A 24875-nucleotide genomic window follows, 5' to 3' on the forward strand; every position below is an offset into this window, starting at 1 on the left:
TGGGCATCTGGTAATAAGGCAGGCACGGTATACACTACAGCCAGGCAAAATGGATTCGCGTTTTGTACCGTCAATCAATTTGATCCTGTTAATTAAGCCTATTTTATGTTCCTTAGATATAAAAGGTTCATCTAGCTCGGGGAAAATATACGTAAAGCCCAGAAGCGTGTGGTAATGAAACTGATTAAATCAATATTAAAATATGCAAACATTATGGGCAAAAAGCTCTCTAAAGGGAGTAAAAGGAGAGAGGTATTTAATGCCATTTTTATTGGGTTGCCCTGTGGCTTTGTAATCGGCATGCCAGAGGTTGTAATGAGTCCTGTTGATCAGTTTTTTGAATCTTGGGGTTTTGATATACATTCCCATCCAGAGACATTGCCAGATTATTTAGATGGTGCTATATATTTATTTTCATCATTAATGATATGGTTTTTGATTCTTATACTGTATTTAGCCATATGTGGCTGGATATTGGATAAACTTAGACAGACATTCTATTAATTATTTAAGTTTGGAGCGGTCATTTGGCCGCTTTTTTTATCAAAAATATTCATGAATAATCTTGATGAAATGATTAGAGGTAAGTGTTGGAGATGGTCTATTTGTTATGAATATTGGTGTTATCATAACTAACCTCAATTGGTAACATGACATTAGCCTGCCGTTCTTCATAATGTCGCCTTTATGAAACTACCGAGTAGGATAGATTATGATGAATTCCTTTCACCCTTCTAAGATTACCGATGGCATCAAGCTCAGGCTACAAAAGCGGGATAATTTAATGCTCTCAAGCGACTTTTAGGAGAGAGAATGGCCAAGCTTCCTTTGTTAATGCCTGCGAAAGAGCAAGTAATAGACGATTATCATATCCTGCCCATCAAAAGTGCTGATCGTCTTGTTGTGAGAAATGCTTCTAATAAAGTTCGTAAAAAGACCATTGCGTTCTTTAAAACAAGAAAGAGAGAAGATACAGAGAACGAAAGCATTCTAATATGGAAAGAACACCGATTAGTAAGCCACAAGAGGAAGAGTGTTAAAGCGTCAAAGGTGAAAAAAAGGGTAAAAAGCCGAAAATCCAATGCTATCGATCACAATGCGAACACCCTCAATAAACTTCCCCTTTGTTACTCTCAACTGATCATTGCGGCTTATCAAGCAAATCCGATGAGAATAAGAACATTACCTTCGAAGCGGTATCAATGTCGCTGTAAAAAGCATAAATGCCCGTATTGCAGAAGGGCAGATAAGCAACACAAAAGTATTGCTGATGAGCATCACTACTTGAAATAAGCATCTATTTTATTACTCAATCAATAATAGAATGTTAAATGGTGAAACCAATCAGGTATTTAGTGATTGGTTTTATCAATTTCAAAACAGCGGTATACAGTGATTACATGACTTTCTATGATCTGAGAAAAATATGCTGTTAGAGAGTGGCTCTAACAGTGAATAGAAACTAAGAAGGTTGAGTTCTTATGAAGGTTAAATCTATTTCGTTAGCATCATTATTGCTCGTTGCATCAACAACGAGCTTTGCTTCTTATATCGCGATTTTAGAAGATCCAAAGCAGTCTACCTATCATTTCTCCAAGTACTGCTCTGAGGAGCTCCATCAGCTAAAGGCACAATCGCCCGATGCATGGATTGGGTTAACAGAATATGTGGAGTTAAGCCACGGAGCATATAGTTTTAATTATCGTGTTTACCATGCTCCAAACTATTTTGATACTGAAGAACTGGCAGTGATAAGGCTTGATGCTACGCCAGTACCACCCCCTGTTCCTGCTGACGCATCCAGTTACACATATCACTGTTCTACGGACATGTCGTAGTAATTACGATAGCTAGGTAACCTTAAGGTGCCGTGTTCAGCAAGATGACCTTGGCTCTCTGGCACGGCAACGGCTCTTAGATAGAGTGGTTCAGCATTGAGAACTTAATTCCAAGTCCCTTGACCAATTTCTTCACAGCGTTGTTTATCATATACTTTGATGCTGCCACCACGTCCGACAAACTGTGCTTGTACTACCATACCTTGGTCCACATATTCACGAAAATAGTCACATGCTACTTCGAAGCTAGTATCCTGAATCACAACAGGAACCCAAACATAACCCCCGTTTCTCGGTAAGTAAGAGTAGAAGTTAATAAAGCCCTGATCAGTGACTTCCAGTTTATGATTATATTCGTTCAATTTGAAATAATTTTGGCCATTAATTTCGTTTTTGACTTTTTGGATGACCTCAGCGCTTGCTGTTGGTTGAATGTTAGAATCTGAGGTGGACTGACAGGCGGTTAATACAAGTGCAGTGATTATTGGCAGCGCTAAATTTTTAAAGTTCTTCATTGTCTCTCAATTATTTTATTCGATTTTTATCTTGGGTAATTTATCAAATAAAATTTGAGATGTATATAATGTTGTCTTTTCATCTTTTATTAATAATAATTAAATATTGAAATTTTATTTACTTTAAATTTAAAAAGTATCATATTGTTTGTAATTTGATAGTTTTAAATTAAAGTTTTGCGTCAGGCAATTTGGAAATAGAATACTATTCCGCTTCGTTGTCTTCCTTGAATTCGATTCAGTGACCTCGCTCTAAATCAAGCATCTTGAAGTCACTTGGGTATATGTGTATTTAATGCTAATGTTAGACTTTATTAGGGTTAAAAAATTATAGATTGATGTTCTATCACTTCTTCTAGCTTTTGTGTTGGAATCTCTCCCTTAGTTTTACAAGAACATTTTAGCGCTTCCTGCTGAAGGGGCAGCTTTGTCTGTGAGACTTATAATGTCGAATGCGTCATTTTTCCCGTTCGTTGCAAACAATTTTCCAGATCGTTGCAAACAAAAGTGGCGACAGTTAAATGCTGTCGCCACTTGAATATGGAACGAATGATGACTTGTCTTTAAAAGAACGTGTAGTTGACTGATAAGTACCCAGTAACACTGTCTGTATCAGATAAAATAGGGCTGTTCTTCAAATCATCTTCTAGGCTTAGATAACGCAGGCTACCCATTAAGGTGATGTTCTTTGTAAGGTACATATAACCGCCTAATCCAACAAAGTAGTCACCTTCGTAATCCATTGAGTACTCATTGAATCGAGTGCGACTTGCTTCTTCACGAGAAACGCCATAAAGGTGATCATTCAAGCCCGCACTGTTGATCTGATAACCAATCGAAGGTGTGATGCCGAATACCCCCATTCTGAGTGGTAGGGCGGCTTTTATTTCACCGTAATGGCCATTGTGGACACCGCTGATATCCGTTGCGATGGTACTTTCCACATAAGCAGGCGTTCCACGGAAGTGAAATTTCACGCCAGCGCCACCGAGGAACGACGTTTTGCGCTTGTCTAGCTTCTTAATATCTACGTCACTGGAGTCAGATGGACGCATAATTCGAGGGTCGAAGCCAACTTTAGCAAAAAATTCAACCGGGGCACCCTGACCATTAAAGCTATAGCTTGCCGTTGTTCCTTCAATACTAAAGTGTTCGTCACGGTACATGATCGATGGGAGCGGTGTAACTTGAGTATCCATACCAATATATGGAGAAGGAGAGTAAACAGCACCAACCCCTAGAGAAAGGGTGCTATTTGCATTTGAGTAAGCGCTGACGAGCAATGTCGATACAAGCAATAATGATTTATGCATATTGGGCTCCGATTTATAAACAGTCGCGATTCTATACATAAAATAGGCCAATTCAACATATTTTATTTAAAATTATTTAAATTTGTTAACAGTTTTTTGGTGGTAGATTTGAAAATATCTTTAAGTTCAACTGCTTGTAATTTGAACGTTAACGGTTTTTTTTGTGATTTTTATCACATTATTAATTGGGGTGATAAGGTTTTATGAGCGTGAGTACATATTGGGGTAGGTTCACGCTCATAAAGATCATAAGCTAAAGACGCTTGGTTTAAGACGTCGCCTCTTCTTTGTTCTGCTTTGATGTTAAAGTGATCTTCAATAAAGCGGCAGCACTTAACGCGATTAAAAGCCAACTAGCGATAACCATGGTGTTTTGATCGGTCGGTAAAGCTGATAAACCTAAAGTAAAGCCAAATGCACCCAGCATTTGTAGTGCGCCATATATGGCACCGACTTGACCACGGTGATTAGGAAATAAGTAAAGTGCAGAAACGCTAGCCACCGTAGTGAGGAAAGTTGAGCCAAATGCAAAAAGCGCAAAGGCGGTCACTAAAATGGAGTAGCTTTGTATTGCAATACTGTAGAGAGCTAAAAGCCCACCAGCAATCTGGATTAACACTCCTAGTACTAACGTCATGGTCTCACTGCTCCTGGTTTTGAGAAATGAATTCCAGAAGAGGCGAGATGAAACACTTGCGGCCATGAGTGCGAGCATACCATGACTGAATTGCTCAATAGATAAACCATATTGATTCTGGGCAACAAATGAACCTGTCACTTGGAAAAGAAGGATACAACTCGTCCCACTGATCATCATGGCTAAATAACTCAAAAATATCGGATGAGAAATGATCAATGTGTAGTCTTTGAGCATTTGTTTGGGTTTTATAGCATGTGGGTTCTTCTTCGCAATGGTTTCTTTTTGTTTAAAGGTCACCACCAGCAATATCAGTGACGCTAAAATAGCCATGAAAACAAAGTTACCTTGCCACCCATAATGGCCTGCAATATAACCGCCTAAAACAGGTGTCAAACCAGGCAATCCCATAAAAAGAACGCCATACCAAGCGAGTATGCCCATCAACTCACTTTTATTAAAGGAATCTTGTAGCACCGTTCGGCAAAGAAGATACAGTCCACCCACTCCTAGTCCTTGAATAACACGACCTAATAACAAAGTGTGTATATTGACCGATGATAAACAAACGATAGAACCAGCTAAAAAGATGATAGCAGAGACAAGTGCAACGGGCTTACGGCCATAGCGTTCAGATAAAGGACCACAGCTTAATTGACTGAATGCAAGGGCAATAAAGAAAAAGCTTAATGACTGCTGAGCAAGAGAGTCAGTCGTTTGTAAGCTACTTTCAATGTCTGGCAAGCTGGGCGCATACATACTTGATGCAAAAAAATAGCTGAGCGCCATGATAAAGCTAATTAGAATAATTTGGATTTTTGACATAAATGACACCACAAGATTTAGGAAACAGGAGAATTTTAACCAGTTTAGATTTTTCCAGCTTCTGACTTAGCGACAAGGTATTTACAAAACGCGCCAAATTAATCCAACGTACAACTTATCGTTGCAACACTGGGTTCAGATTGGTTTTTTTCTTATGTTCTTTAAATGCGCTCGAAAAAGCCGACAAACTTGAATATTGTAACTCGTAGGCGATGTCGGTCGCCGTCATCCCTTGGTTCATTAGCTGTTCCGCTCTATCCATTACCACTTTGTTGCGAATATCTTTAAAAGAAGCATCGAAATAGGTGAGAAAAAGTCGATTTAATGTTCGTACTGAAGCACCTGTAGTTGCCGCGAGGTCTGATATTGATATTTTGATGTTAGGTTGATTCGAGAGGGTGTCAATAACGCTAAGTAATCTTCTGTCAAGACTACCTTGTGCCACAAGGGCAGCCGAAGATGGTGTGCATTGAAGTGTTTGATCGACCAGAACTTGAATATAATGCTTCTCTAAACACTCTTTGGGTTGATCATATTCCCAAAGTTGAAAGAGCTGAGCGACGATAGGGGAAACGGTAAATAAATTAATTTTATCACTTTCTGACGGAGGCTGGGCTGTTGTGCATAAAAGGCTAAGTCGTGAATGAGTTAACACCTCTGCTCTATGAGGTGTTTGGGAAGGGACATAAATAAGATTACCGGGTGTGGTTAGGATGCTTTGCTCATCGGTATAGAGAATATGGCACCCTTGATGGACGTAGATAAAGTGCGCAAAATCATGCTGATGAAAGTCGCAAGAAAAGTGGCTTTCATAAACGGTTGTTATGACCCGATGGTCATCATTCTCTATAGTCATTCGTTAGTCATCTTTATTTTAATGATATTTTTATACCCAAGTGACTTCAAGATGCTTGATTCAGAGCGAGCTCACTGAGTCGAATTCAAGGAAGACAACGAAGCGGAATAGCAGGCTCTTTCTTATTTTTGTAAGAAGAACGGTTGTCTGACGCAAGAAGTCGGCTCAGTGACACGCTCCCAAAGGGCGAGCGGCCTTAACTCTCAGACTTTGTTAACAATTCTCAATGTAGAGCCACTATATCTTCAAATCGTTGCCGCGCCTGAGAGTTCAGGTCATCTCGCTGAACGCAGCATCTTGAGGTTACTTGGGTATAATCATAACATGTTTTTTAAACTCAATATGTTTGCGGATTAAACCATCAATACGCCAGTAACTCTAAGCGAAGAAGCGAAAACACGCGAAGAAGCTCACACACAAGCTAATGATAGTTTTCACGTCTTATTCAGGGCAGCATACTATCGTTTATTAAGGTGAGTCGGGTATAAATCTAAAGGAGTAGATTTTGTTAAATTATTCAATACCAAAGTACATAATATTCATCATTTCATTCGTGTTCAGTCATTCGGTAATTGCCATTGATCTAGATAATGCGACACTCAATGACATCCACATTGCGTTAAAAAATGGAAAGATAACATCAGAGCAATTAGTGGAATCTTATATAGAGAGAATTGAGAAAAATAAGGCTCTGAATGCGGTTGTCAGCATTGATGACTCCGCTTTGGAAAACGCCAATAAATGGGATAAATCTGGCAATAAAAACTCGATACTTGGTGGGATTCCATTTTTAGTAAAAGATAATTACAACGTAATAAATCAACCTAATACTGCTGGCTCGATTGCTCTCCAAGATAATATCGCAAAATATGATGCTAAAGTGGTTGAGTTGCTAAAACAACAGGGGGCGATTGTACTAGGTCGAACGAATATGTCAGAACTCGCAGCCTCTTATGGCCGGTTCGGTTACAGTTCGCTTGCCGGGCAAACTCTTAACCCACTTAACTTGCAGCGGGATCCTTCCGGTTCAAGCAGCGGTTCAGCGTCTGCAGTTGCTGCCCATTTAGCTCCGTTTGCACTAGGCACAGACACCACGGGATCGATTCGTGGTCCTGCTTCCGTAACCGGTTTGATAGGGTATCGACCATCAATGGGGCTAACCAGTCGTACCGGCGTTGTGCCACTTTCTCTGACTTTTGACACAATAGGACCGCTTGTATCCTCCGTTGAAGATCTTGCTATCATCATGGACATCATAGCAGTAGAAGATCCGAGTGATCAGGCAAGTGTGTTTTATTATTCGACACAATCAGCCCCAAATTTTACTCGGTCATTGAATGAAGCAACGCTTAAGAACAAGCGCTTGGGTTACATTAATAATTATGCAGGTGCGAACGATGAGGTGGATGCGATTATTGAGCAGTCAATATTAAAAATAAAAGACCAAGGGGCTGAGGTCATTGAGTTATCATTACCCAAAGAGATGGCATCCATTGGCGCACCTGTTTCATCTTTTATTATTGCAGCAGAGTTTAAACCACAGTTGGAAACACACTTGCGCACCAATAATACAACGATAAGTTTGTCTGAAATGATTAAAAAACTCAAAGCCGATAAACAGAATCCTCACCCCATCAATCCTAAGCGATTAGCTGCTTTAGAACAGAATATGCTCAATCATGATGCCAACAGTTCTCGTTACATCAGCTTACTCAATCAACAGTTACCATTAATGAGAGCCAAACTGGACTCTATAAAAAAACAGTATCGATTAGATGGCTTTGTGTTTTCGACTAGACCCTGCCCGGCAGCACCACTGCCAAGTATTGTTGAAGACAGCTACCAGTGTCAGTCACAAGATCTATTGGAGGCTGGTTATATCGCTTCTATGCTGGGGTATCCTGAAATCTCAATCCCAGCAGGAGTTACCCAAAGTAATATCCCGGTCAGTTTGTCTTTTTTAGGAGGCTTTGCTCAAGATGTAGAAATGCTCCAACTCGGTCACGCATTTGAAAAACTGGCCCATTTTTCGGTAGAAAATTGCCTAGACCCAAATAACCTCAAGATGCCCTGTTCAGCGAGATGACCTTAACTCTCAGGCGCGGCAACGATTTGAAGATATAGTGGCCTACATTGAGCACCTTGAGGCCACTTGGGTATATAGTGTATATACTCTTGTCTAAAGAGCTGAGATGATTTTTATGGTTTCTCAGCTTTTCCCTTATAGAAAAAATCATTCCTCTTCTAAAACTCTTCGACTAAAAATGAAAGAAGTCAATTAACAGAGTTTGCTATGGTCGTGTGTAAAGGCGATAGTATAAGGATAGGGCTCATGACTTCCGATCAAAGTGTTCTGAATGGTTTACTTGGTGAACTCAGTCAGTTATGGCAACTGGATGGCTTAACATTAAATAAGTCAGGGCGTTGTTCCCTTATCACTGAAGATAACATACAAATCGCCATAGATTTAGCTCCTGGCAGTTCTGATCTCCAACTTTTAGCTGGTGTTGGCGTTTTACATGATTCAGATAGAGAACAACAATTAACAGAGTTAATGAGACGAAACTTCGAACATGTACAATTGGGCCAAGCTTACTTCGCACTAAGTTCACAAAGCGATCATATTCTTTTACGTTATTTATGCCCGTTTGAAGACATGGATATTAATACCTTGACCAATGTGGTGGGGAATTTTATTCAAATAGCCACAGATGCAGTCAAGCAGTTGAATGATTTATGGGGAGCAGAATTTAGCCATGAGCCAACGGTTAACTATGAACCAAGGGTTAACTATGATCCAAATGTTCGGCATTACGCTGATTTACTGAAAGCATAGGAGTTATTATGAGCCTAAATCGAATCAGTTCAAGCACTTCATCTCAAGCGATATCACAACAAACGATATCTTCGAAACAGCTTGAGAAATCGACCAAATCAGGTCTATCTTTACTGATATCTAATATCTCCAATTTAGTATCAACAGACATAAAAGCACCGCTTCATCATATTCCTATTGGATTAAAGCAAGATTTGCGGATTTATGATGAGGATATAAAGCAAGTCTCAATGGCGTTTGCGAATTCATTGAATAACTATATCAGCAGTAATCCAGAAAAGCATATTGCTTACTTAAATGGTTATAGTAAGTTCTATGAATTTGAAGGAAGGTTAACAATAAATAACCATTCTATACAGCAAGTAACGCTTCCTCGCTCAGTAGAAAAATTGGCTGAGCTCTATAATATTTTGCTTGAAGGGCACTCACGATATGGTTCGATGTTTCAATCATTGATTAAGCCGATTAAGGATAATAATAACATTTTGAGTCATTATTTACGTTACTCTAGTGGTAAGGTAAAGCCAGCTAAAGCATTACCTACCCAAGTGATCAATGAAAGTTCTGGTACATCAACTAAGCCCATGCTTCAAAAAATAAAAATTGCTCCATCAAAGAGTGCAACTGATAGCAAATACCCAGAGCTGAGATTTACAGATAAAGAACGTGAGAGGGTAAGAGATGATCTTACAAAAATTCTTTCAACCTATTTATTTACAGGAAAGAATGCCGATCTACATAATAAAAAACTCTATGCACAATTAAACCTTGGCGATAGTGAGATTAATCAATTTTTAACGATTAAAGATAGTCAAATATCTCTCAACGCTCCAAAAGATCGCCAGGAACTGAAATCCTTTTTGGAGCAGCTGTTAAGCAATCATCGAGGGTTTGGGCCCAAGTTAACGATTTTTTCAGATACATTTGTTAAGCGAGTAAAGGAAGCAATTAAAGATACATCAGGAGTCCTTCACAAGTATTTAAAGTGGGAGAATGGCAATCAATTGAGCATTGTTGCTCCGAGTAATGAAGAATTACAAATTCATGCTCAAAAAGAACAGGAAAGTCGTTCAGTTATCGAACAACAGCAAAAGGTAGACCTATCGAAAGAGATAACGGTATTAAAAGAACAGCAACAGCCACTTTTAGAACGAACAAAATTGAGCCGCTACTTGCTTAAGCATGGAAGCAAAAATTGGCCAAATCTTGAGTTTAATGCCGCGAAAGTAACAACCTTAAAGCATGTTGAAATTATTGGAAATGAGTCACTGGATCAATTAAAAGATCGACTTCAGATGATGAAAGGTAATCTTTCGGGTTTAGCTGGAGAGTTAGAATATAACTTGATGCAGCTACCAATAAAGAGTGACATTGAAACAAATAAGTACTCTTTAACTCAGAATTCAGTCACTCAAACGATTTCCGACTTAAAAACGATAGTAAAAAATATAGAAAAACCCAACAGTAACTGGCTTGTTCGCTGGTTTTTTAAGCCCCAAAATCAAGCCACTAATGAAATTAAAGCGCGTTTAAACGAGCTTGAACACCTTCATCAACAACTGGAAGTTCATTGGCCAAATATGGGAAATACTGCTTGGTTGCAGAGCTTTGTTGCTAGGGAAGTAGAAAGGTTAACTGATGTTATTGTTGCTGAAAAAAAGGTGATGTTTATTCGTTTGGAAACACCTGAATATAAAAGTTGGAAAAAGGCAATAAAAGAGAATTTAACGAAATAAAAAACTAACGTTTAATTATGATGTTTTTAAATAGAGCTCTAATGAAAGGGCTCTTTTTATTATTTGATGTTTTTTAGATTCTTATCAATAATCTTAAATATTAATGATTTAATTTTTATATTCTAAAATAACTATAAATAAGTAATGTAGGGGAAATTAAATATTATAATTTTGAATGTTAATATTTCTGTGTCAGTATATATAATCAGGTAAGAGGATTTTTACTTGATCTCTTAATAACAAATTAAATATTTATATAAACCTAAATATATTGAGGTCACTTGGGTATATACCCAAGTGGCCTCAAGATGCTTGATTTAGAGCGAGGTCACTGAGTTGAATTCAAGGAAGACAACGAAGCGGAATAGCAGGCTCTTTCCAAGTTGTATAATAGGTAAGGATTAAGGTTAAAATGAAAATAATAAAAAATACACTTGTGCTGATTTCACCATTATTCATATATAAGCCGTTAGTGGCAGGTGAATTGGAAAGTGTCAGTATGAGTGCCTCACATAAGCACCTATTTACTGCAGATAACCAGCGCCATGAAGAAGCAAAGGTTTTGTTCAATGTAATTTTGAATCGAATCCCCCGAGGGCAACTTGGAAAACTATCACAAGACTATCTGATTAAGCTTGCAGATCAACAACCAGATACTACTGAAAGTAATGAACAAAGTCAGGATATTGCAGTTAAGCAAGAGACAGCTAAAGCGATACAATACTATTTACGACATCAAAAAGTGGATAATGGGCGGTTCATAAAAATCGGTGACAAGGTCGCGGGTTGGTGTTTAGTGACTGATAAAGGAAACTGCGAGGGGCCATTAAACACTACGGGGGCATTGAGTCATATTAAACAGGGAGTGTCACCATCTGGAGGGAATGCATTAGTCGTCGGTAAGCCAAATAGTCAAACCAGCATTTTGACGACGTTGGAAACGTTACCTGGCCAGACTTATACTCTCAGTTTTAACTACACCGGAGGTTTTGTTAAATACTCAGGAAATACCTATACGTTTCAGCCTGTGAGTGCGCTTGTTCGTATTGGCGCGGAACAGACACTTATTGAAATGCAGCATCCGTTTGTCGAAGAAAAATTCTGGATTGGCGGCAGCGAGGGCGTGATCAATGCCCCGTGGGATAACAATCAAGATGGTCACCGCTGGGAAAAAGTTGAGCTACAATTTGTTGCAACCCAGTATCAAACGGTGTTGGAATTTACTCATCTTGCGCAAAATAATAATCAACAACAAACCAGTCCGTTAATGCTGTCCAATGTCATGGTCTATGATGATGTTATTGTGGATAAATCACTGCAACCCGGAAAAGTCGCCTTTGTCGCAACGTCAGGTGCCGCTGTAATGGGAGCAGGAGGGACATGGCTGTATTTAGCTAATAAAGGGGCCTCGGCAAATTATTTTCAATCGTTAGGGTACAGCCTGACAACGGTAGGGCCTGGAACAAAAAACATGGCGCTCAACGCAGCCTTTGATGATATGCATGAAATAATGCAAGGAAGTGGCGGCCTAGAAGTATTGGAAAATTATATCAGTTTCACCACGCGTGAGTATGGGAGTGCTTATTTTAAGCAGCCGATATCTAGAGCAGAATTTAATGTGTTAGCTCAAGAAGGGTACACTGAACTTGATACTGGCATTAGTGCTAATGCTTTGACTTTTGATGATAATGCAACCTACGTCACTAAGCCTATTGTTGGCCAGTCAGTGGATGCTGAGGTCCAAACCGTGATTAAGTTTACTTCTCAGCAAAGAGCCATTGATTTTGTCAGGCAACTTGATCGTTATTTAATGATACAAACCTCACAAGTACAGGCGATTCGTCAGCAAATTCACAGCCTAAGTGTTTTGGTCGGTAATACCGAGGCCAATGCCGTCGCTGCCGAGCATGAATCTGTTATTGTATTTCATACAGGCAACACCATTACGTTAAATGGTTCTAGCCAAGTTGGCTTAAATGAGTTCGTTGCTTGGTTTGCAAAGAGCAATGGCTATAAATCTTCCATTGTTGATAGCTTACCGTTTACTTATAACTCAACATCAGTATCTGGTATTGGCTGGAGTTCGATAATAGAGGATGTGGATAGTGTTGCGGCCAACGTGATTCATAATAGCTATCAAGCCGGAATGACCGTGGAGGAGTTTTCAACTGCAGCGATTGAGGCAATGGAAGCGGCAGGTATTTTGGTTATGTTATAGTTAATGTTATTTAATTAATTATTATTTAAAAGCTTTTGTTGTTTATTTTTATTAATGGGTTGTGAGTTTTTATTTTAGCTCACGACCTTTTTGTGTTTGTAAAATTTATTTTTAAATAAAATAAAATTTTCAAGGTGTTATTTATATTTTTCTTTGTGATAATGATTTTTGCATTTTTACAATCTTGGTATTTTAATTAAAAATTATTTGTGTAGACTATTAGGTGATTCTTCTTCCAAGTTTATACCAAAATCTCCTTCCTTTATTTTAAGGGAGTGGTTCTTATTTTTAAGAAAACTTCATCATTGAGAGTAAACGATATGCTTAAACGTAGTGCACGCTGTTTAATTTTATTATCAACGGTATTGCTATCGAGTAATAGCTTCGCAGGCTGGCTTAATATAGCAGGGAAAGTGAAAGCTATTTCTACTTATGCGCATACCAATACCATTATTGTTGCTTTAGAACAGCAAGGTACAGCAATAGCGGGTTGCTCGGATACAACCAGTTTTGCTATCAGTAAAGACTTGCAGCCTGAGGCAAGGGCAAGAATGTATTCAATGGCGCTCGCAGCGGAAGCGTCGGATAGCACCATTACTATAAGTTACGGTGGTGCCGCTAACGACTGTGTTAAATATGATAATAATGTTTCGTTCAGAAAAATTGTTCGTATGATAAAAAATTAAAAAACTTCAATAAAAATATAAAAAATCGTCTAATTCAATAACAATAAAACCTTTAAAGAAACAAAATGAAATATAAATTATTACTGCTACTCTTGGCTTTGCCTTTTTTTGCAAGCGCTGGTTATGATAAGAACTTTCAAGGTAAAGTTACCGCTGTTCTAACTTACCCTGGAAGTACTTCTATTTTGATAAAAGTTGAGGGTATGCCAAATTCACACCCAAAATGTACCATGTTTGATTATATTGCTATTGATCCAGCCATATCATCTGAGTCACGTCAACTGGTTATGTCTCGCTTACTATTGGCTTATTCGACGAAAGAAACAGTAAATATTGGTTACGATAGTTCTACATCTTGTGTTGGATCTAGAATTAAAGTGCATCGTGTTGGCTAATATGAGGCCAAATTTGTTTAGATTATTCGCATAAATACTCATTTTATACCCAAGTAACCTCAAGATACTGTGTTCAGCGAGATGACCTTAACTCTCAGGTGCGGCAACGATTCGAAGATATAGTGGTTCTACATTGAGAATCGTTAACAAAGTTTGAGAGTTAAGGTCGCTCGCCCTTTTCATCCTTGGACAATTGATAATGGCATAGGCTCTGATGTCCGAATTGGTCTCGAAGATGGATATACTTCCGTTGCTCGTAGATACTTTTATTTGAGCGTAGATCAATCCGATAAGTTAAACGAATTTTTAAATACTTCTGATGAATGGGGTTATACCCATACTTGTGCCGATTGGGCGAGGGACGCCGTTAATTTTAGCACCGGTCATAACATCGATGTTGATGATTGGATGGGACTTGAAACCCCTAGAGAGTTAAGTAGGAGCTTAGGGAAATAATGAAATTAAGTATTAGGGCTTTATTTATACTTGGTATGACTACTTTATTTGGGTGTGCAGAATACTCTGAGATACCTCCTGAAAAGCTAGATGCATACTTTGAAAAAAGTAGAATGAATAGTTTTTCTATGTCTTATTTAGAAAAAGAAGATGCCTCGTATTATTATATAAAGTGTAGAACAGGCACACTGATATATGACTACTTTAAGATAAAAAAAGAAGATATATATATTGATGTAAGTGAAGAATTACCTGTTTATCTCAAATCGGTTGATGTTAAAAGGAAAAAATAAAGTTACTTATGAGGTGTCCATTTGGGCACCTCACTTTACGGTACTTTATTAAAATAACTCACAAAATAAAATTTTCTTGGGATTGAATTCTTATATGATTAATTCATAAGCTTATGAAATTGTATTTATTTTTAATTTAATTAATCGCTCAAGAACTTTAATATAAAAATACAAAGGAAAATAAAATGAAAAAAATGCTTTTAACAGCATTTTTAATTTTGCTCTCTTCATCACCTTTCGCTGAAGAATATCGTGGCGTAGTTAAGAAAATAAACTTGTATGGTGGTAAATGGGGTAACTCTCACGACGGAGGTATTCTATTTACATTAGAAAAAAGCCTCCAAGTGGAGGCGATGATGTGATTAACGTCGAACTTAATTAATGGTACTTATTCACTCTGCCTTCGACGAAAAAAACTTCACATTGGTAACGCTGCGCGAGATGGCGCAAATAAGACTGGCTTTCAGAACAGATGGTATTAGAAGCAACAACCGCACATGCATTGCCGGATTGGATCGCTTTGATCACTATCTCTACTTCTGAGAGTGTATGTGAGCGATTAATTTGCAAGATATTCTGACAGCGAATGTTAAAAGAAGACAGTTGCTCATAATCGGGGCGCTGACACTCTGCTGTAAACAAGATCCACTGACGTTGTAGAGACAGAGTCGCTAGTTGGGATAGCAGTTGATCTGCACCCATTAAAGGCTGAGTTGACTGGGCTAATCTGTTGTAACGAGAGTATGTATGAGCTTGAGTATCAAATTGCATTTTACTGTTCCTTTATACATGCTGTATGTGTATACAGTAGTTGTTTTTCGCTTTTCGATCAAGCTTTTTTGACACGATAGAAGCCATTCGAACGCCATTTTTTGATGTTCTTATAAATTGTTCAATCTAATCAATACGTTGAGATTTTATTTTGCGGAGGCCATATTTTTCGTCTGCGTGAGCGATGGCTTTAATGGCATTCTTTGCCTTATCTGTATAGTGATGTATGAACGATATCAAAGCAGGGGGAGAGTGATTTTAAGAGGTATACGCTGATGGTTGAGAATATAAAAAGACGCCTTAGAAATCGGCGCCTTTGAAGAAATGAATAAGGAGGTTACTGAGAATTAGCCTGCGCGTTTTGCCATCCGTTCGCGCATCTGCTGTTCACCTTGGTTGAACAACTGTACATCAATTTTGGCCATTGGATAGCACTCCTGACAAGCACTGTGGTGCTTACCATCTAAGTAGTTTAGGCGAGTAACAAAGCTGGGCTTTTTACACCAGTCACAGGTGCCTTCTTCAGTAAACATTCATTTTCCTCACTTGGGTGTGTATACCCAAGTAACCAGAGTAAAAGTAGCAGCACTTGCTAAACAACGATTATTCGTGTTTTTGCACAGCGCTTTTACGGTTAATTGAGTATAAAAATTATCAATCTTTTTGATTAGAGTTATTTTCGGCTGACATTATTACACAAAAAAGTGAATGAGATTAAACAACAGTGAAATTCTTTGAGAAGGATATCGATTGCGGATAAGATTATTAGTAGTAATGCGGTGTATATAAAAGAAATATCATTCTGTTTACGTTGGTGTAACATTTTATTAGGGCGCATGCCGCTGCGAAATAATCTTCAAAGCTTGGTTTAAACGTTTCATTTCTTGATCAGAACCCCCTGAGTCAGGGTGGTAGATTTTAGATAACTGTCTAAAGCGCCTTTTTATTGCGGTTTGATTAGGGATTTGCTCTGGTGAATAGCCGAATACAGCACATGCCACTGCGAGTTCTTGTTGTTCTTGCTGCAGCTTGAGCTTGTTATATTCTTTGAACAGTTTTTCAAACTTGTATTTCAGTTGCCGGATAAGTGCTTTCAGTTGCTCATTTTGTAATACTAATGGTGAGATTTGGTCTGATGCGGCTGCTGCCTTTAAATGTCTTTGACGTGTTTTGAATACCACTATAACGCTAAGCAGAAGCAACAAAACCATCCCCAAAAGAGAGATGTCAATCAAATCTACTGTTGCTGATTTTTTCTTCGCTGAGTCGGCTTGTATCGCTAATGGCGGTTGTACTGGGTGTGATTTTTCTTTTTGAATCGCTTGCTCGTTAAGCTGAGCAATATCAGCCAACTGCTTAGCACGAAGTTCATCAAAGCGTTGTTGCAAAAACTGATGATAGCTTTGTTCTGCTTGTGGATTATTTTGTGCAGCAAACTGATAAAAAGTGTCTGTTAGATCCGCTAAGGTGATGGTATGAGAATGGTGGTGGAGTAAATCAGCCAATAACATACCACGGTCACTAGGGTTGTTAAGTGCTGTGGACACGGCATTGAACAGGGCTTGTTTTGTATCCAACTGCTTCGGTGTGGCGTCGGTTAACTCTCGGTCTAATGGGTTTTGAGCAGGGAAACGATCCGATTGGGACGAGAGTGTTAACCCGTCCTGAGCATCTCTATAGGCACTCACGGCGTGTTGTGTCTGTTGTTCTGTCCTTGTAGCGGAATGGAATGCCTGCTTTGTTGGTTCATTAGCGACAGCAGGGTGAAAACAACAACTGCTGAGTAAAAAACTAACGGTAAAAAATCTCAAAAGCATCGTGAGTTCATAGGCTGTTTGCTCCAATATGAAAGAACAAATAAAAGAAGGTAGGAGAACAAGAAGCGGGGCTGTCTAGATAACGCTCATATTATTTTTGAGTTAACAAAACAGCCTCGTTATTGAATGCACCGCAGACTAAATAGCTATACGGTGCGGTGATATTATCGTAGCGGTAAAATCTGGATTTCTACGCGACGGTTACAAGCACGGCCTTGTGATGTTTTGTTTGAGCAAATTGGGTTACGCTCACCGTAGCCACGAGCGATTGCACGGCCTGGTGCAACGTTTTGTGATACTAGGAATTGGCGCACTGATTCTGCACGACGCTCAGAAAGTTGCTGGTTGTAAGAATCACTGCCTGTGCTGTCAGTGTAGCCGTTAATGACTAGGCTAGTGTCTGGGTACTCAACTAGGATGCGAGCGACACCGCGCAACGTGTTATGAATAGTAGAGTCTAGTTGGTACGAGTTAGAAGAGAAGCCGATGCCGTTCTCCATACGAAGTAGCAGTTGATTGTCACCAATACGCTGCACTTGGACGCCAGAGTTTAAGAGTGCACGACGTAATGCTGCTTCTTGCTGGTCAAAGTAGTAACCAACACCAGCACCGGTTGCCCCACCAGCTGCTGCACCAATCATTGCGCCTTTACGACGTTCTTTGGCGTTATCACCAGTAGCAATTCCGATCGCAGCGCCTGCAATAGCACCAATGATCGCGCCTGTCGTCGTTGAGTTCGTTTCGTATTCACCTGTGGTGGCGTTTTGACGTTGAGTGGCTTGACAGCCCGTTAATGCAAGCATCACAGCCAGTGCGATAGACATCTTTTTCAAAGGAAAATCTCCGTATAAAACTGAGGCGGGATAACGCCTCATTGCAAATATTTTGGTTAGGATTTACCTAACATCTTACGCTTCTGCTCACCGCCAACACCGCGGTTTACAGAAACTTTTCGACCTTTTTTTAAACCAACTTCATAGTCTGCGGTGAGGTTTTTCATCGCTTCTTTCAGTTGTTTTTTGAACGTTTCGCGGTCAATGTTTTTAAATTCTTTATCAATATAGTTGTTGATCTTATTAGCGGACTCTTCATCAGGGGTAATTTCTGGTAATTTCTCCAGAGCACCTTCTACCCAACCTGAGACAAAAGAGTTAACACGTCGGCTGACTTCTTGTGTCGACGTCCCTGAGCCTGAGAAGCTGTTACGGAACTGACCTGTGCTTTCATTCATCTCACGATAGATGATGTCAAAGGCGAAAGCAGCAAAAATGGCACGATCTGCTTCGCCAATAAACTCCACTCGCTTTAGACCTTTATGGTTCAACAACACTGCCTCGACGCCAAACTTAGCGTTTATGCCACGAATTACTCTCAACAGTGTAGAACTGACGTTGGCAGGCAACAAATGAGATGATTGAGTTTTGCCCATTTTGATGAACTCAATATCGTCTTTGTCTAAGCCATATTTCAGCATGAGACGATGCGCCATTTTTATCGCATTAGCCGCCTCATTGACGTTGGCTGAGTTGCCTAGTTCTAAACACTTGGCGATTTTTTTCAGAGCTTTTTGTTTATCCATCTAAGACCAGAACCAAGAGCAGGAAATTTAATGAGTCGAGTATTTTACCTTTTTTAACAAAGAAACGGAATAACAGAAGGTAACCTCAATCGGCTATATACCGAGTTGATCGAGTAAATCATCGGCATCTTCTTGCTTTACTTCCGGCTGTGCAGGTTTGTTTTCAGCCTTATTTTGAGTGGCTTCTAATAGATCATCGGGATTAATATCTTCAGCGACTTCGAATTCTTCCAATTGGATAAATTCTGTCTTATCCATAGCAAATTCTAGATAAAAAATATTATTGTTTTGAGTAGAAAAGGTGACGCGCCTTGCTTGAGGTCGATCTAAATTGGTATCTACTTGTACGATGACTTGTTTTGTCAACGTCAACATTTTAGGTTGATTCTGGGTGATGTTGGTTTGTAACTCTTTGCGAATTCGATTGGTAAAATCACCGACAAATTGGTTGGTTAATTCGCCCAATACATCACCGACTTCATCCGAAGTATGAGTAATGGCCAGCTCTTCTTCTGGCATGCCCATGTTTCTCATATAGCTGCTGTATAATTCCAATGCGGCTTTGGCTGTAAAATTCATGACAACAAGGCCACTAAACCCACCATCAAAAAGAACAAAACAACCGAAATCCGGTTTAAGGCTGGTTTTATTGATCTTTTGCACCATTGCAGAGTAATTAACTGTTGAAGAAGTAGCTGAGCTGAGAACACCAGCAGCGGATTGGCATAGCTTAAGTAGGATATCATCTGTGGTGATTATTTTATTTTTCTTCATCGTAAAACTCGTCGATAAGGGTTGTTGATTGGTCATTTTACGGTATTGTACTCTAAAAAATAAGAGTTAAATGACCAAACGTTTCATGGACCAAAGTATCTTGAGGTTACTTGGGTACATATTCTGATTTCATCGCTTTTTTAAATGATGTAAAGTGAAGAAATTCAACTGACTAAAGCCGTCGTACTTGAGTGGCTAATAAATGAGAGGAAGGTAGAAGTGGTGTGTAAACTCCGCTTTTTGGCTAGCAAATGCCCTCTCTAACTACTCCTAAGTATAGTGTATTTAAAAGTCACTAATGAAAACTAAGACAAGCTAGCCGTTGTCGTTTACTCGAGACCCATAGACTGATCGGAATCAGCGCAGTAGGGAGCAGGAAGCAAATGTTACCAAGATTACACTCACAAACCGATGTTGACCCACTTGTTGTTCGTTTTCTTGAAGAATTGGAACGGGCGGGGTTCAGCGGCGATATTGAAAGCCATTATGCCAGTCGTCTTGCTGTTTCCACTGATAATAGTGTTTATCAGCAATTACCACAGGCGGTTATCTTCCCCAAAAGCACCAAAGACGTGGTTCGCCTAGGCGAGTTGAGTAAACAATCCTGTTACGAGCGGATTACTTTTTCTCCTCGTGGTGGTGGTACAGGGACGAATGGCCAGTCATTGACCCAAGGCATTGTGGTCGACTTATCGCGTCACATGAACAATATCTTGGAAATTAACGAAGCAGAAGGCTGGGTTCGTGTTCAAACAGGGGTGATTAAGGATCAACTTAATGATGCCGTTCGACCTTATGGTTATTTTTTCTCACCTGATTTATCCACCAGTAACCGCGCTACCATAGGCGGAATGATCAACACGGATGCATCCGGACAAGGCTCGTTGAAGTATGGGAAAACTTCTGACCATGTTCTCTCGCTTCAAGCGGTATTGGTTGATGGTTCTGTCCTTGAAACGGACCTCTCACAGGGCTTAACTGGCGACAATGATCTCGCTGCCGGTGCCTATAAAGTAACCGAGCATGTTTGTCGTGAGCATCGCCAACAAATTAAAGAAAAGTTTCCGCCATTAAATCGCTTTTTAACCGGGTATGATTTAAAAAATGCCTTGAATGAAGCTAATGACCGCTTTGATATCACACGAGTATTATGTGGTGCTGAAGGGTCTTTAGCGTTTATTACCGAAGCCAAACTCAATCTTACCCCCATTCCTAAAGCTAGGACCTTAGTCAACGTTAAATATAACAGCTTTGACTCTGCGCTCCGGAATGCCCCATTGATGGTCGAAGCCAAGGCACTGTCTGTAGAAACGATTGACTCAAAAGTACTTAACTTAGCGAAGCAAGACATTGTTTGGCATACCGTGAGTGACTTACTCACCGATGTGCCGGGTAAAACAATGGATGGCATTAATATGGTGGAATATGCTGGGCAAGATGAGCATGAAGTCAACCAGCAAGTCGCGGAGTTAACAGCCAAGCTTGATACAATGATTAAGACAGAAGACGCTGGAATTATTGGATATCAGGTTTGCAGTGACGTTGCGAGCATCGGTCGTATCTATACCATGCGTAAGAAAGCCGTAGGGTTATTGGGCGCTGCAAAAGGCCGTGCTAAGCCTGTTGCTTTTGCTGAGGATACTTGCGTTCCACCGGAACATTTAGCGGACTTTATCGCAGAGTTTCGTCAATTACTCGACCAAAAATCACTCGACTATGGCATGTTTGGTCATGTGGATGCAGGGGTGCTTCATGTTCGTCCTGCTTTAGACTTATGTGATCCTAGGCAAGAAGCATTGATGCATGAAGTCTCGGATGAAGTGGTTAAGCTGGTGGCTAAATACGGCGGTTTAATGTGGGGGGAACACGGTAAAGGATTTCGCTCACAATATGGGCCCGAGTTCTTTGGCGCTGAATTGTTCAATGAACTGCGCCGTATCAAAGCGGCGTTTGACCCACAAAATAAAATGAACCCAGGCAAAATATGTACTCCACTTGACAGTGATGCCGAGTTGGTAAAAGTGAGTGATACTAAGCGTGGCTATTTTGACCGTCAGATCGATGTGCGTGTCCGTGATAGTTTTAAGCAAGCGATGGAATGTAACGGTAATGGGCTGTGTTTTAACTATGATACCAGTTCGCCCATGTGCCCTTCGATGAAAGTGAGCGCAGATCGCCGCCATTCTCCAAAAGGAAGAGCGGGCTTGGTTCGAGAATGGCTTCGTCAATTGACCGAGCAGGGGATCGATATTCTTGATTTAGAAAAGCAAACATTAGCAAAACAGTCCTCGATAAAGACCATGATTGATCGAGTCCGTCATTCAATCAATCGACGTCATGAGTACGATTTCTCACATGAAGTGTATGAGGCTATGAACGGTTGTTTAGCTTGTAAAGCTTGTGCAAGTCAGTGTCCGATTAAAGTCGATGTACCAAGCTTTCGCTCTCGATTCCTGAATATTTATCACACAAGATATCAGCGTCCTTTGAAAGACTATTTTGTCTCTCATATTGAAACCCTATTGCCTCTGATAGCCAAAGCGCCTAATGCGGTAAACAGTCTGTTAAAGCAAAATTGGGTTAAGAATGTCACGGCTTCTAGTATTGGCTATTTAGATGCGCCGCTGTTATCGACACCAACATTACAACAACGTGTGACCTCATTGACGACAGCTTATGACTTACAGTACTTGAGTGGATTATCATCTCAAGATAAGCAAAAGCATGTTTTGATTGTCCAAGACCCATTCACGAGCTTTTATGATGCTGAAGTGGTCGAAGACTTCATTAAATTATTAAAGCACCTAGGCATGCAGCCAATTTTATTGCCATTTAGGCCGAATGGTAAGGCTCAGCATGTTAAAGGCTTTTTGCGTCAATTCCACAACACGGCTCAAGATACTGCACGGTTTTTAGATATGGTGGCCAATCTAGATATTCCTCTAGTGGGCGTCGATCCAGCTTTAGTTCTTTGTTACCGAGACGAGTATCAAGAAGTGTTAGGTTCTCAACGAGGTAACTTTGAAGTACTCACTGTGCATGAGTGGTTGTTTCCAAGAATTGATCAGTTTGGTGGGCATCAACAAAGTATATCCGCTGACAAAGCACCTTGGTTTTTGTTTGCCCATTGCACTGAAAAAACCAAAATGCCTAACGCTGAAAAAGAGTGGGGCGCTATCTTTGCTCATTTTGGCGCAGTACTTAATGTCGTGCCTGTTGGGTGTTGCGGAATGGCTGGGACGTTTGGTCATGAAGCCGACAAGTTTACTATGTCGAAAGATATTTATGGTTTGAGCTGGAAGCCTAACTTAGAAACCCGAGACAAAGAAAGATGTTTGATGACGGGGTATTCTTGCCGCAGCCAAGTCAAACGCTTTGAAGGGGCCACTCCTAAGCATCCTGTACAAGCTTTACTGACATTATTTGAGTAATGAGTCCCTTATGTTTGGCTGTCATTAAGCTTATTTAGAGAGATAACTAACTAACTGACCTCAAGATGCCTGGCACCAAGCATCCTGAGGTTATTTTATTTAGTATAATAAACTCAGTGGGTATAGCATCATAGTGACTAATTTCATAAGGATATGAAACATGAAAAAGCTCGAACTGAAAGTCCCACCAATTGTCGTCTTTTTGCTCTCGATCTTATTGATGTATGGCCTGAAATCATTTGCCCCCAGTTTTCAAGTTACGGTGCCATTTTTGCATATGACCTCATTCTTATTCACTGTGGCAGCGCTTCTGATCGGCGGTGCGGCAGTGCAAGAATTTCGTAAGATAAAAACCACAACCAATCCGATAAAGCCTGAGTCGGCCTCGCAAATGGTCTGCACCGGTGTTTTTTCTTATACGAGGAATCCAATGTATCTGGCTATGTTACTGCTACTTATTGCATTGGGCTTGTGGTGGGAGCACTTAAGTGTGTTTTTAGTCGGTGTTCTGTTTGTTTCTTATCTCAATCGTTTTCAAATAAAGCCGGAGGAGAGGGCTCTGGAAACATTATTTGGTGCAGAATACGTCGAGTATAAAAGTAAAGTACACCGCTGGGTTTGACGGTGTACTTGAATTTAATGATGTTGATAATTCTGCGGCCGCTGAGTGATTAAGCGGCCTTAGCGAACTTTGCTAGGAAGGCTTCCTTTCTAGAGTTAAAGCGCTCGACAAGATCATCGACAGCGTCTTGGTCATAAGGTTTTAAGCCACTGGCAACCATACGTTTAACCCCTTTGCCAACGACTATCCCTGCTTCTTTGAAAGCGAAATTAAGCGTCACAATGCCACGCTTGCCTTCAACATCAAATGTTGCATCGGTGAAAGCCACTTCAGGGTGGGTGAGGTCCAAGCGGGAAAACTCGACTTCCATGCTTTCATAAATGACTAAAGGACGTTGGCAATTGATCATCATTTGCTTCTCTTCCATTAGAGGCACCATGATGTGAGGAAAGTTCATGCCTGAAAATTGGACGTAATTAATGACTACGTGTTCGATAAAGTCCTTGTCGTGACTCGTTTGACCTTCATGCTGCATGTGAAGGTACTCTTTGCCATTACCGTCGACTACCACACTGTCAGTTGACGACTTCTCTTCAATATGCAGTGCCACGCCATCGTTGACCATGCCAGAGAAATCAAAACGCATTTTTTGGCTGATCCCTTCTTTGCTGAGTAAAACTGCAAAGAGTAAGTCACCAGGAACACAGAAGCGTTTGTTGTCTTCATCATGGATAGGGTTGTAATCGCCAGCAACGCGCTTAGCGAAGTGGCTTGCCTGTTCACGAGTAAACTGAAATTGGTCGGTAGTGCTAGAAAAATAAGGTTCTAAAAACATAATCCTACACGTAGTAGCTAAAACTATCAGTGATTATAAGGGAATCTTCGTTTTGAAATGGTCCATCCAGTTAGTGATTATTTTGTAATTTAATCCGATGCGAAGATATCTAAAAATTGAGTTCACTAGTCTTCCTAAAACAATAATTAGAGTGGAATATAAATAGGGTTTTTGATTTTTATAAACGCTTCTTACTTAATACATTAGATTATGTTAATTGAAGAATAAAGACGGAATAACTTCAATAATGCCATGAATATTAGCAATGTTATTTGATGTGAGTGTGATTTATTTTTAATTTTAATTCTAATATTAGCAAATCTGGAAGTTAAAAATTTGATAAAAGGTAAATAAAATAATTAACATCACGTGTTTTTATGTGTTATTGTTCTAACTATTCGCCTGTTTTATTGTTTTTTCTAATAATGGCGGTTTGAAAAATACACTAATTAAGTAATTTATCTTTATCTAATGTTTGATTTAAAGCATGTTATGCCTAATA

At 39.8% G+C, this 24875-nt stretch carries 24 protein-coding genes; 13 read left to right on the forward strand and 11 right to left on the reverse strand.

The features are described 5' to 3' along the window. Window positions 1-174: 174 nt before the first annotated feature. The 3 genes from BS333_RS05620 (at window position 175) to BS333_RS05630 (ending at window position 1838) form a co-directional block, all read left to right on the forward strand. The gene (locus BS333_RS05620) at window positions 175-504 is read left to right on the forward strand and encodes a hypothetical protein (RefSeq protein WP_021710839.1); all 330 of its coding nucleotides are present in this window, start codon (window positions 175-177) and stop codon (window positions 502-504) included. A 309-nt stretch (window positions 505-813) separates the two neighbouring features. Next, entirely contained in the window at window positions 814-1293 is a 480-nt protein-coding gene (locus BS333_RS05625; RefSeq protein WP_033004209.1) for a hypothetical protein, read from the forward strand. Between the two features lie 188 nt (window positions 1294-1481). Next, a complete protein-coding gene (locus BS333_RS05630) occupies window positions 1482-1838 on the forward strand; it encodes a hypothetical protein (RefSeq protein WP_021710838.1) in 357 nt (118 codons plus the stop codon). 104 nt (window positions 1839-1942) lie between these two features. Here the strand turns inward: BS333_RS05630 and BS333_RS05635 are convergent, their stop codons facing one another. The 4 genes from BS333_RS05635 to BS333_RS05650 all read right to left on the reverse strand — a co-directional run bounded on the left by BS333_RS05635 (window position 1943) and on the right by BS333_RS05650 (window position 5984). Then, on the reverse strand, window positions 1943-2353 hold the full coding sequence (locus tag BS333_RS05635) for a hypothetical protein (protein WP_021710837.1): 411 nt from the start codon (window positions 2351-2353) through the stop codon (window positions 1943-1945). Window positions 2354-2916: 563 nt separating this feature from the next. Continuing rightward, the gene (locus tag BS333_RS05640) at window positions 2917-3666 is read right to left on the reverse strand and encodes a MipA/OmpV family protein (protein WP_021710836.1); all 750 of its coding nucleotides are present in this window, start codon (window positions 3664-3666) and stop codon (window positions 2917-2919) included. Window positions 3667-3934: 268 nt separating this feature from the next. Continuing rightward, window positions 3935-5140 (reverse strand): MFS transporter, encoded by a 1206-nt coding sequence (locus BS333_RS05645; RefSeq protein ID WP_335673713.1) that lies wholly within the window; start codon window positions 5138-5140, stop codon window positions 3935-3937. Between the two features lie 103 nt (window positions 5141-5243). Continuing rightward, window positions 5244-5984, reverse strand: coding sequence for an AraC family transcriptional regulator (locus BS333_RS05650; RefSeq protein ID WP_021710834.1), 741 nt, complete (start codon window positions 5982-5984; stop codon window positions 5244-5246). A gap of 505 nt (window positions 5985-6489) precedes the next feature. Here BS333_RS05650 and BS333_RS05655 point away from each other — a divergent pair. From BS333_RS05655 to BS333_RS22030, 8 genes are all read left to right on the forward strand, one after another. Beyond that, window positions 6490-8070: an amidase gene (locus BS333_RS05655; RefSeq protein ID WP_050567988.1), complete on the forward strand. Its 1581-nt coding sequence runs from the start codon at window positions 6490-6492 to the stop codon at window positions 8068-8070. Window positions 8071-8316: 246 nt separating this feature from the next. Further along, entirely contained in the window at window positions 8317-8820 is a 504-nt protein-coding gene (locus tag BS333_RS05660) for a type III secretion system chaperone (protein ID WP_021711845.1), read from the forward strand. A gap of 8 nt (window positions 8821-8828) precedes the next feature. After that, window positions 8829-10556, forward strand: a complete 1728-nt coding sequence (locus BS333_RS05665; RefSeq protein ID WP_021711846.1) for a hypothetical protein — start codon at window positions 8829-8831, stop codon at window positions 10554-10556. Between the two features lie 412 nt (window positions 10557-10968). Continuing rightward, entirely contained in the window at window positions 10969-12774 is a 1806-nt protein-coding gene (locus BS333_RS05670; RefSeq protein WP_021711847.1) for a hypothetical protein, read from the forward strand. 320 nt (window positions 12775-13094) lie between these two features. Next, a complete protein-coding gene (locus BS333_RS05675; RefSeq protein WP_021711848.1) occupies window positions 13095-13460 on the forward strand; it encodes a hypothetical protein in 366 nt (121 codons plus the stop codon). A 65-nt stretch (window positions 13461-13525) separates the two neighbouring features. Then, on the forward strand, window positions 13526-13855 hold the full coding sequence (locus BS333_RS05680; protein WP_021711849.1) for a hypothetical protein: 330 nt from the start codon (window positions 13526-13528) through the stop codon (window positions 13853-13855). A gap of 455 nt (window positions 13856-14310) precedes the next feature. Beyond that, a complete protein-coding gene (locus tag BS333_RS05690; RefSeq protein WP_021707984.1) occupies window positions 14311-14604 on the forward strand; it encodes a hypothetical protein in 294 nt (97 codons plus the stop codon). A gap of 185 nt (window positions 14605-14789) precedes the next feature. Next, a complete protein-coding gene (locus BS333_RS22030; RefSeq protein WP_021707985.1) occupies window positions 14790-14966 on the forward strand; it encodes a hypothetical protein in 177 nt (58 codons plus the stop codon). A 16-nt stretch (window positions 14967-14982) separates the two neighbouring features. Here BS333_RS22030 and BS333_RS05695 read toward each other — a convergent pair whose 3' ends face one another. The 6 genes from BS333_RS05695 to BS333_RS05720 form a co-directional block, all read right to left on the reverse strand. Further along, entirely contained in the window at window positions 14983-15375 is a 393-nt protein-coding gene (locus tag BS333_RS05695; protein WP_021707986.1) for a SulA-like leucine-rich domain-containing protein, read from the reverse strand. 347 nt (window positions 15376-15722) lie between these two features. After that, window positions 15723-15908 carry a hypothetical protein gene (locus BS333_RS05700; protein ID WP_021707987.1) on the reverse strand — a complete coding sequence of 62 codons (186 nt, stop codon included), beginning with the start codon at window positions 15906-15908 and terminating at the stop codon, window positions 15723-15725. 294 nt (window positions 15909-16202) lie between these two features. Then, complete coding sequence (locus tag BS333_RS05705; protein ID WP_050567960.1) at window positions 16203-17192, reverse strand: J domain-containing protein; 990 nt, start codon at window positions 17190-17192, stop codon at window positions 16203-16205. A gap of 164 nt (window positions 17193-17356) precedes the next feature. After that, window positions 17357-18025, reverse strand: coding sequence for a YiaD family glycine zipper/OmpA-like lipoprotein (locus tag BS333_RS05710; RefSeq protein WP_021707989.1), 669 nt, complete (start codon window positions 18023-18025; stop codon window positions 17357-17359). A gap of 56 nt (window positions 18026-18081) precedes the next feature. After that, window positions 18082-18771 (reverse strand): DUF2786 domain-containing protein, encoded by a 690-nt coding sequence (locus tag BS333_RS05715; protein ID WP_021707990.1) that lies wholly within the window; start codon window positions 18769-18771, stop codon window positions 18082-18084. Between the two features lie 93 nt (window positions 18772-18864). After that, a complete protein-coding gene (locus BS333_RS05720; RefSeq protein WP_021707991.1) occupies window positions 18865-19545 on the reverse strand; it encodes a DUF3334 family protein in 681 nt (226 codons plus the stop codon). 383 nt (window positions 19546-19928) lie between these two features. Between BS333_RS05720 and ydiJ the strand changes: the two genes are divergently transcribed. Continuing rightward, entirely contained in the window at window positions 19929-22976 is a 3048-nt protein-coding gene (ydiJ, locus tag BS333_RS05725; protein WP_021707992.1) for a D-2-hydroxyglutarate dehydrogenase YdiJ, read from the forward strand. A 160-nt stretch (window positions 22977-23136) separates the two neighbouring features. Further along, entirely contained in the window at window positions 23137-23598 is a 462-nt protein-coding gene (locus tag BS333_RS05730; protein ID WP_021707993.1) for a methyltransferase family protein, read from the forward strand. Window positions 23599-23647: 49 nt separating this feature from the next. Here BS333_RS05730 and BS333_RS05735 read toward each other — a convergent pair whose 3' ends face one another. Next, window positions 23648-24373, reverse strand: a complete 726-nt coding sequence (locus tag BS333_RS05735) for a DUF3581 domain-containing protein (RefSeq protein WP_021707994.1) — start codon at window positions 24371-24373, stop codon at window positions 23648-23650. Window positions 24374-24875 lie beyond the last annotated feature (502 nt).

This window comes from Vibrio azureus (assembly GCF_002849855.1).
GTDB lineage: Bacteria > Pseudomonadota > Gammaproteobacteria > Enterobacterales > Vibrionaceae > Vibrio > Vibrio azureus.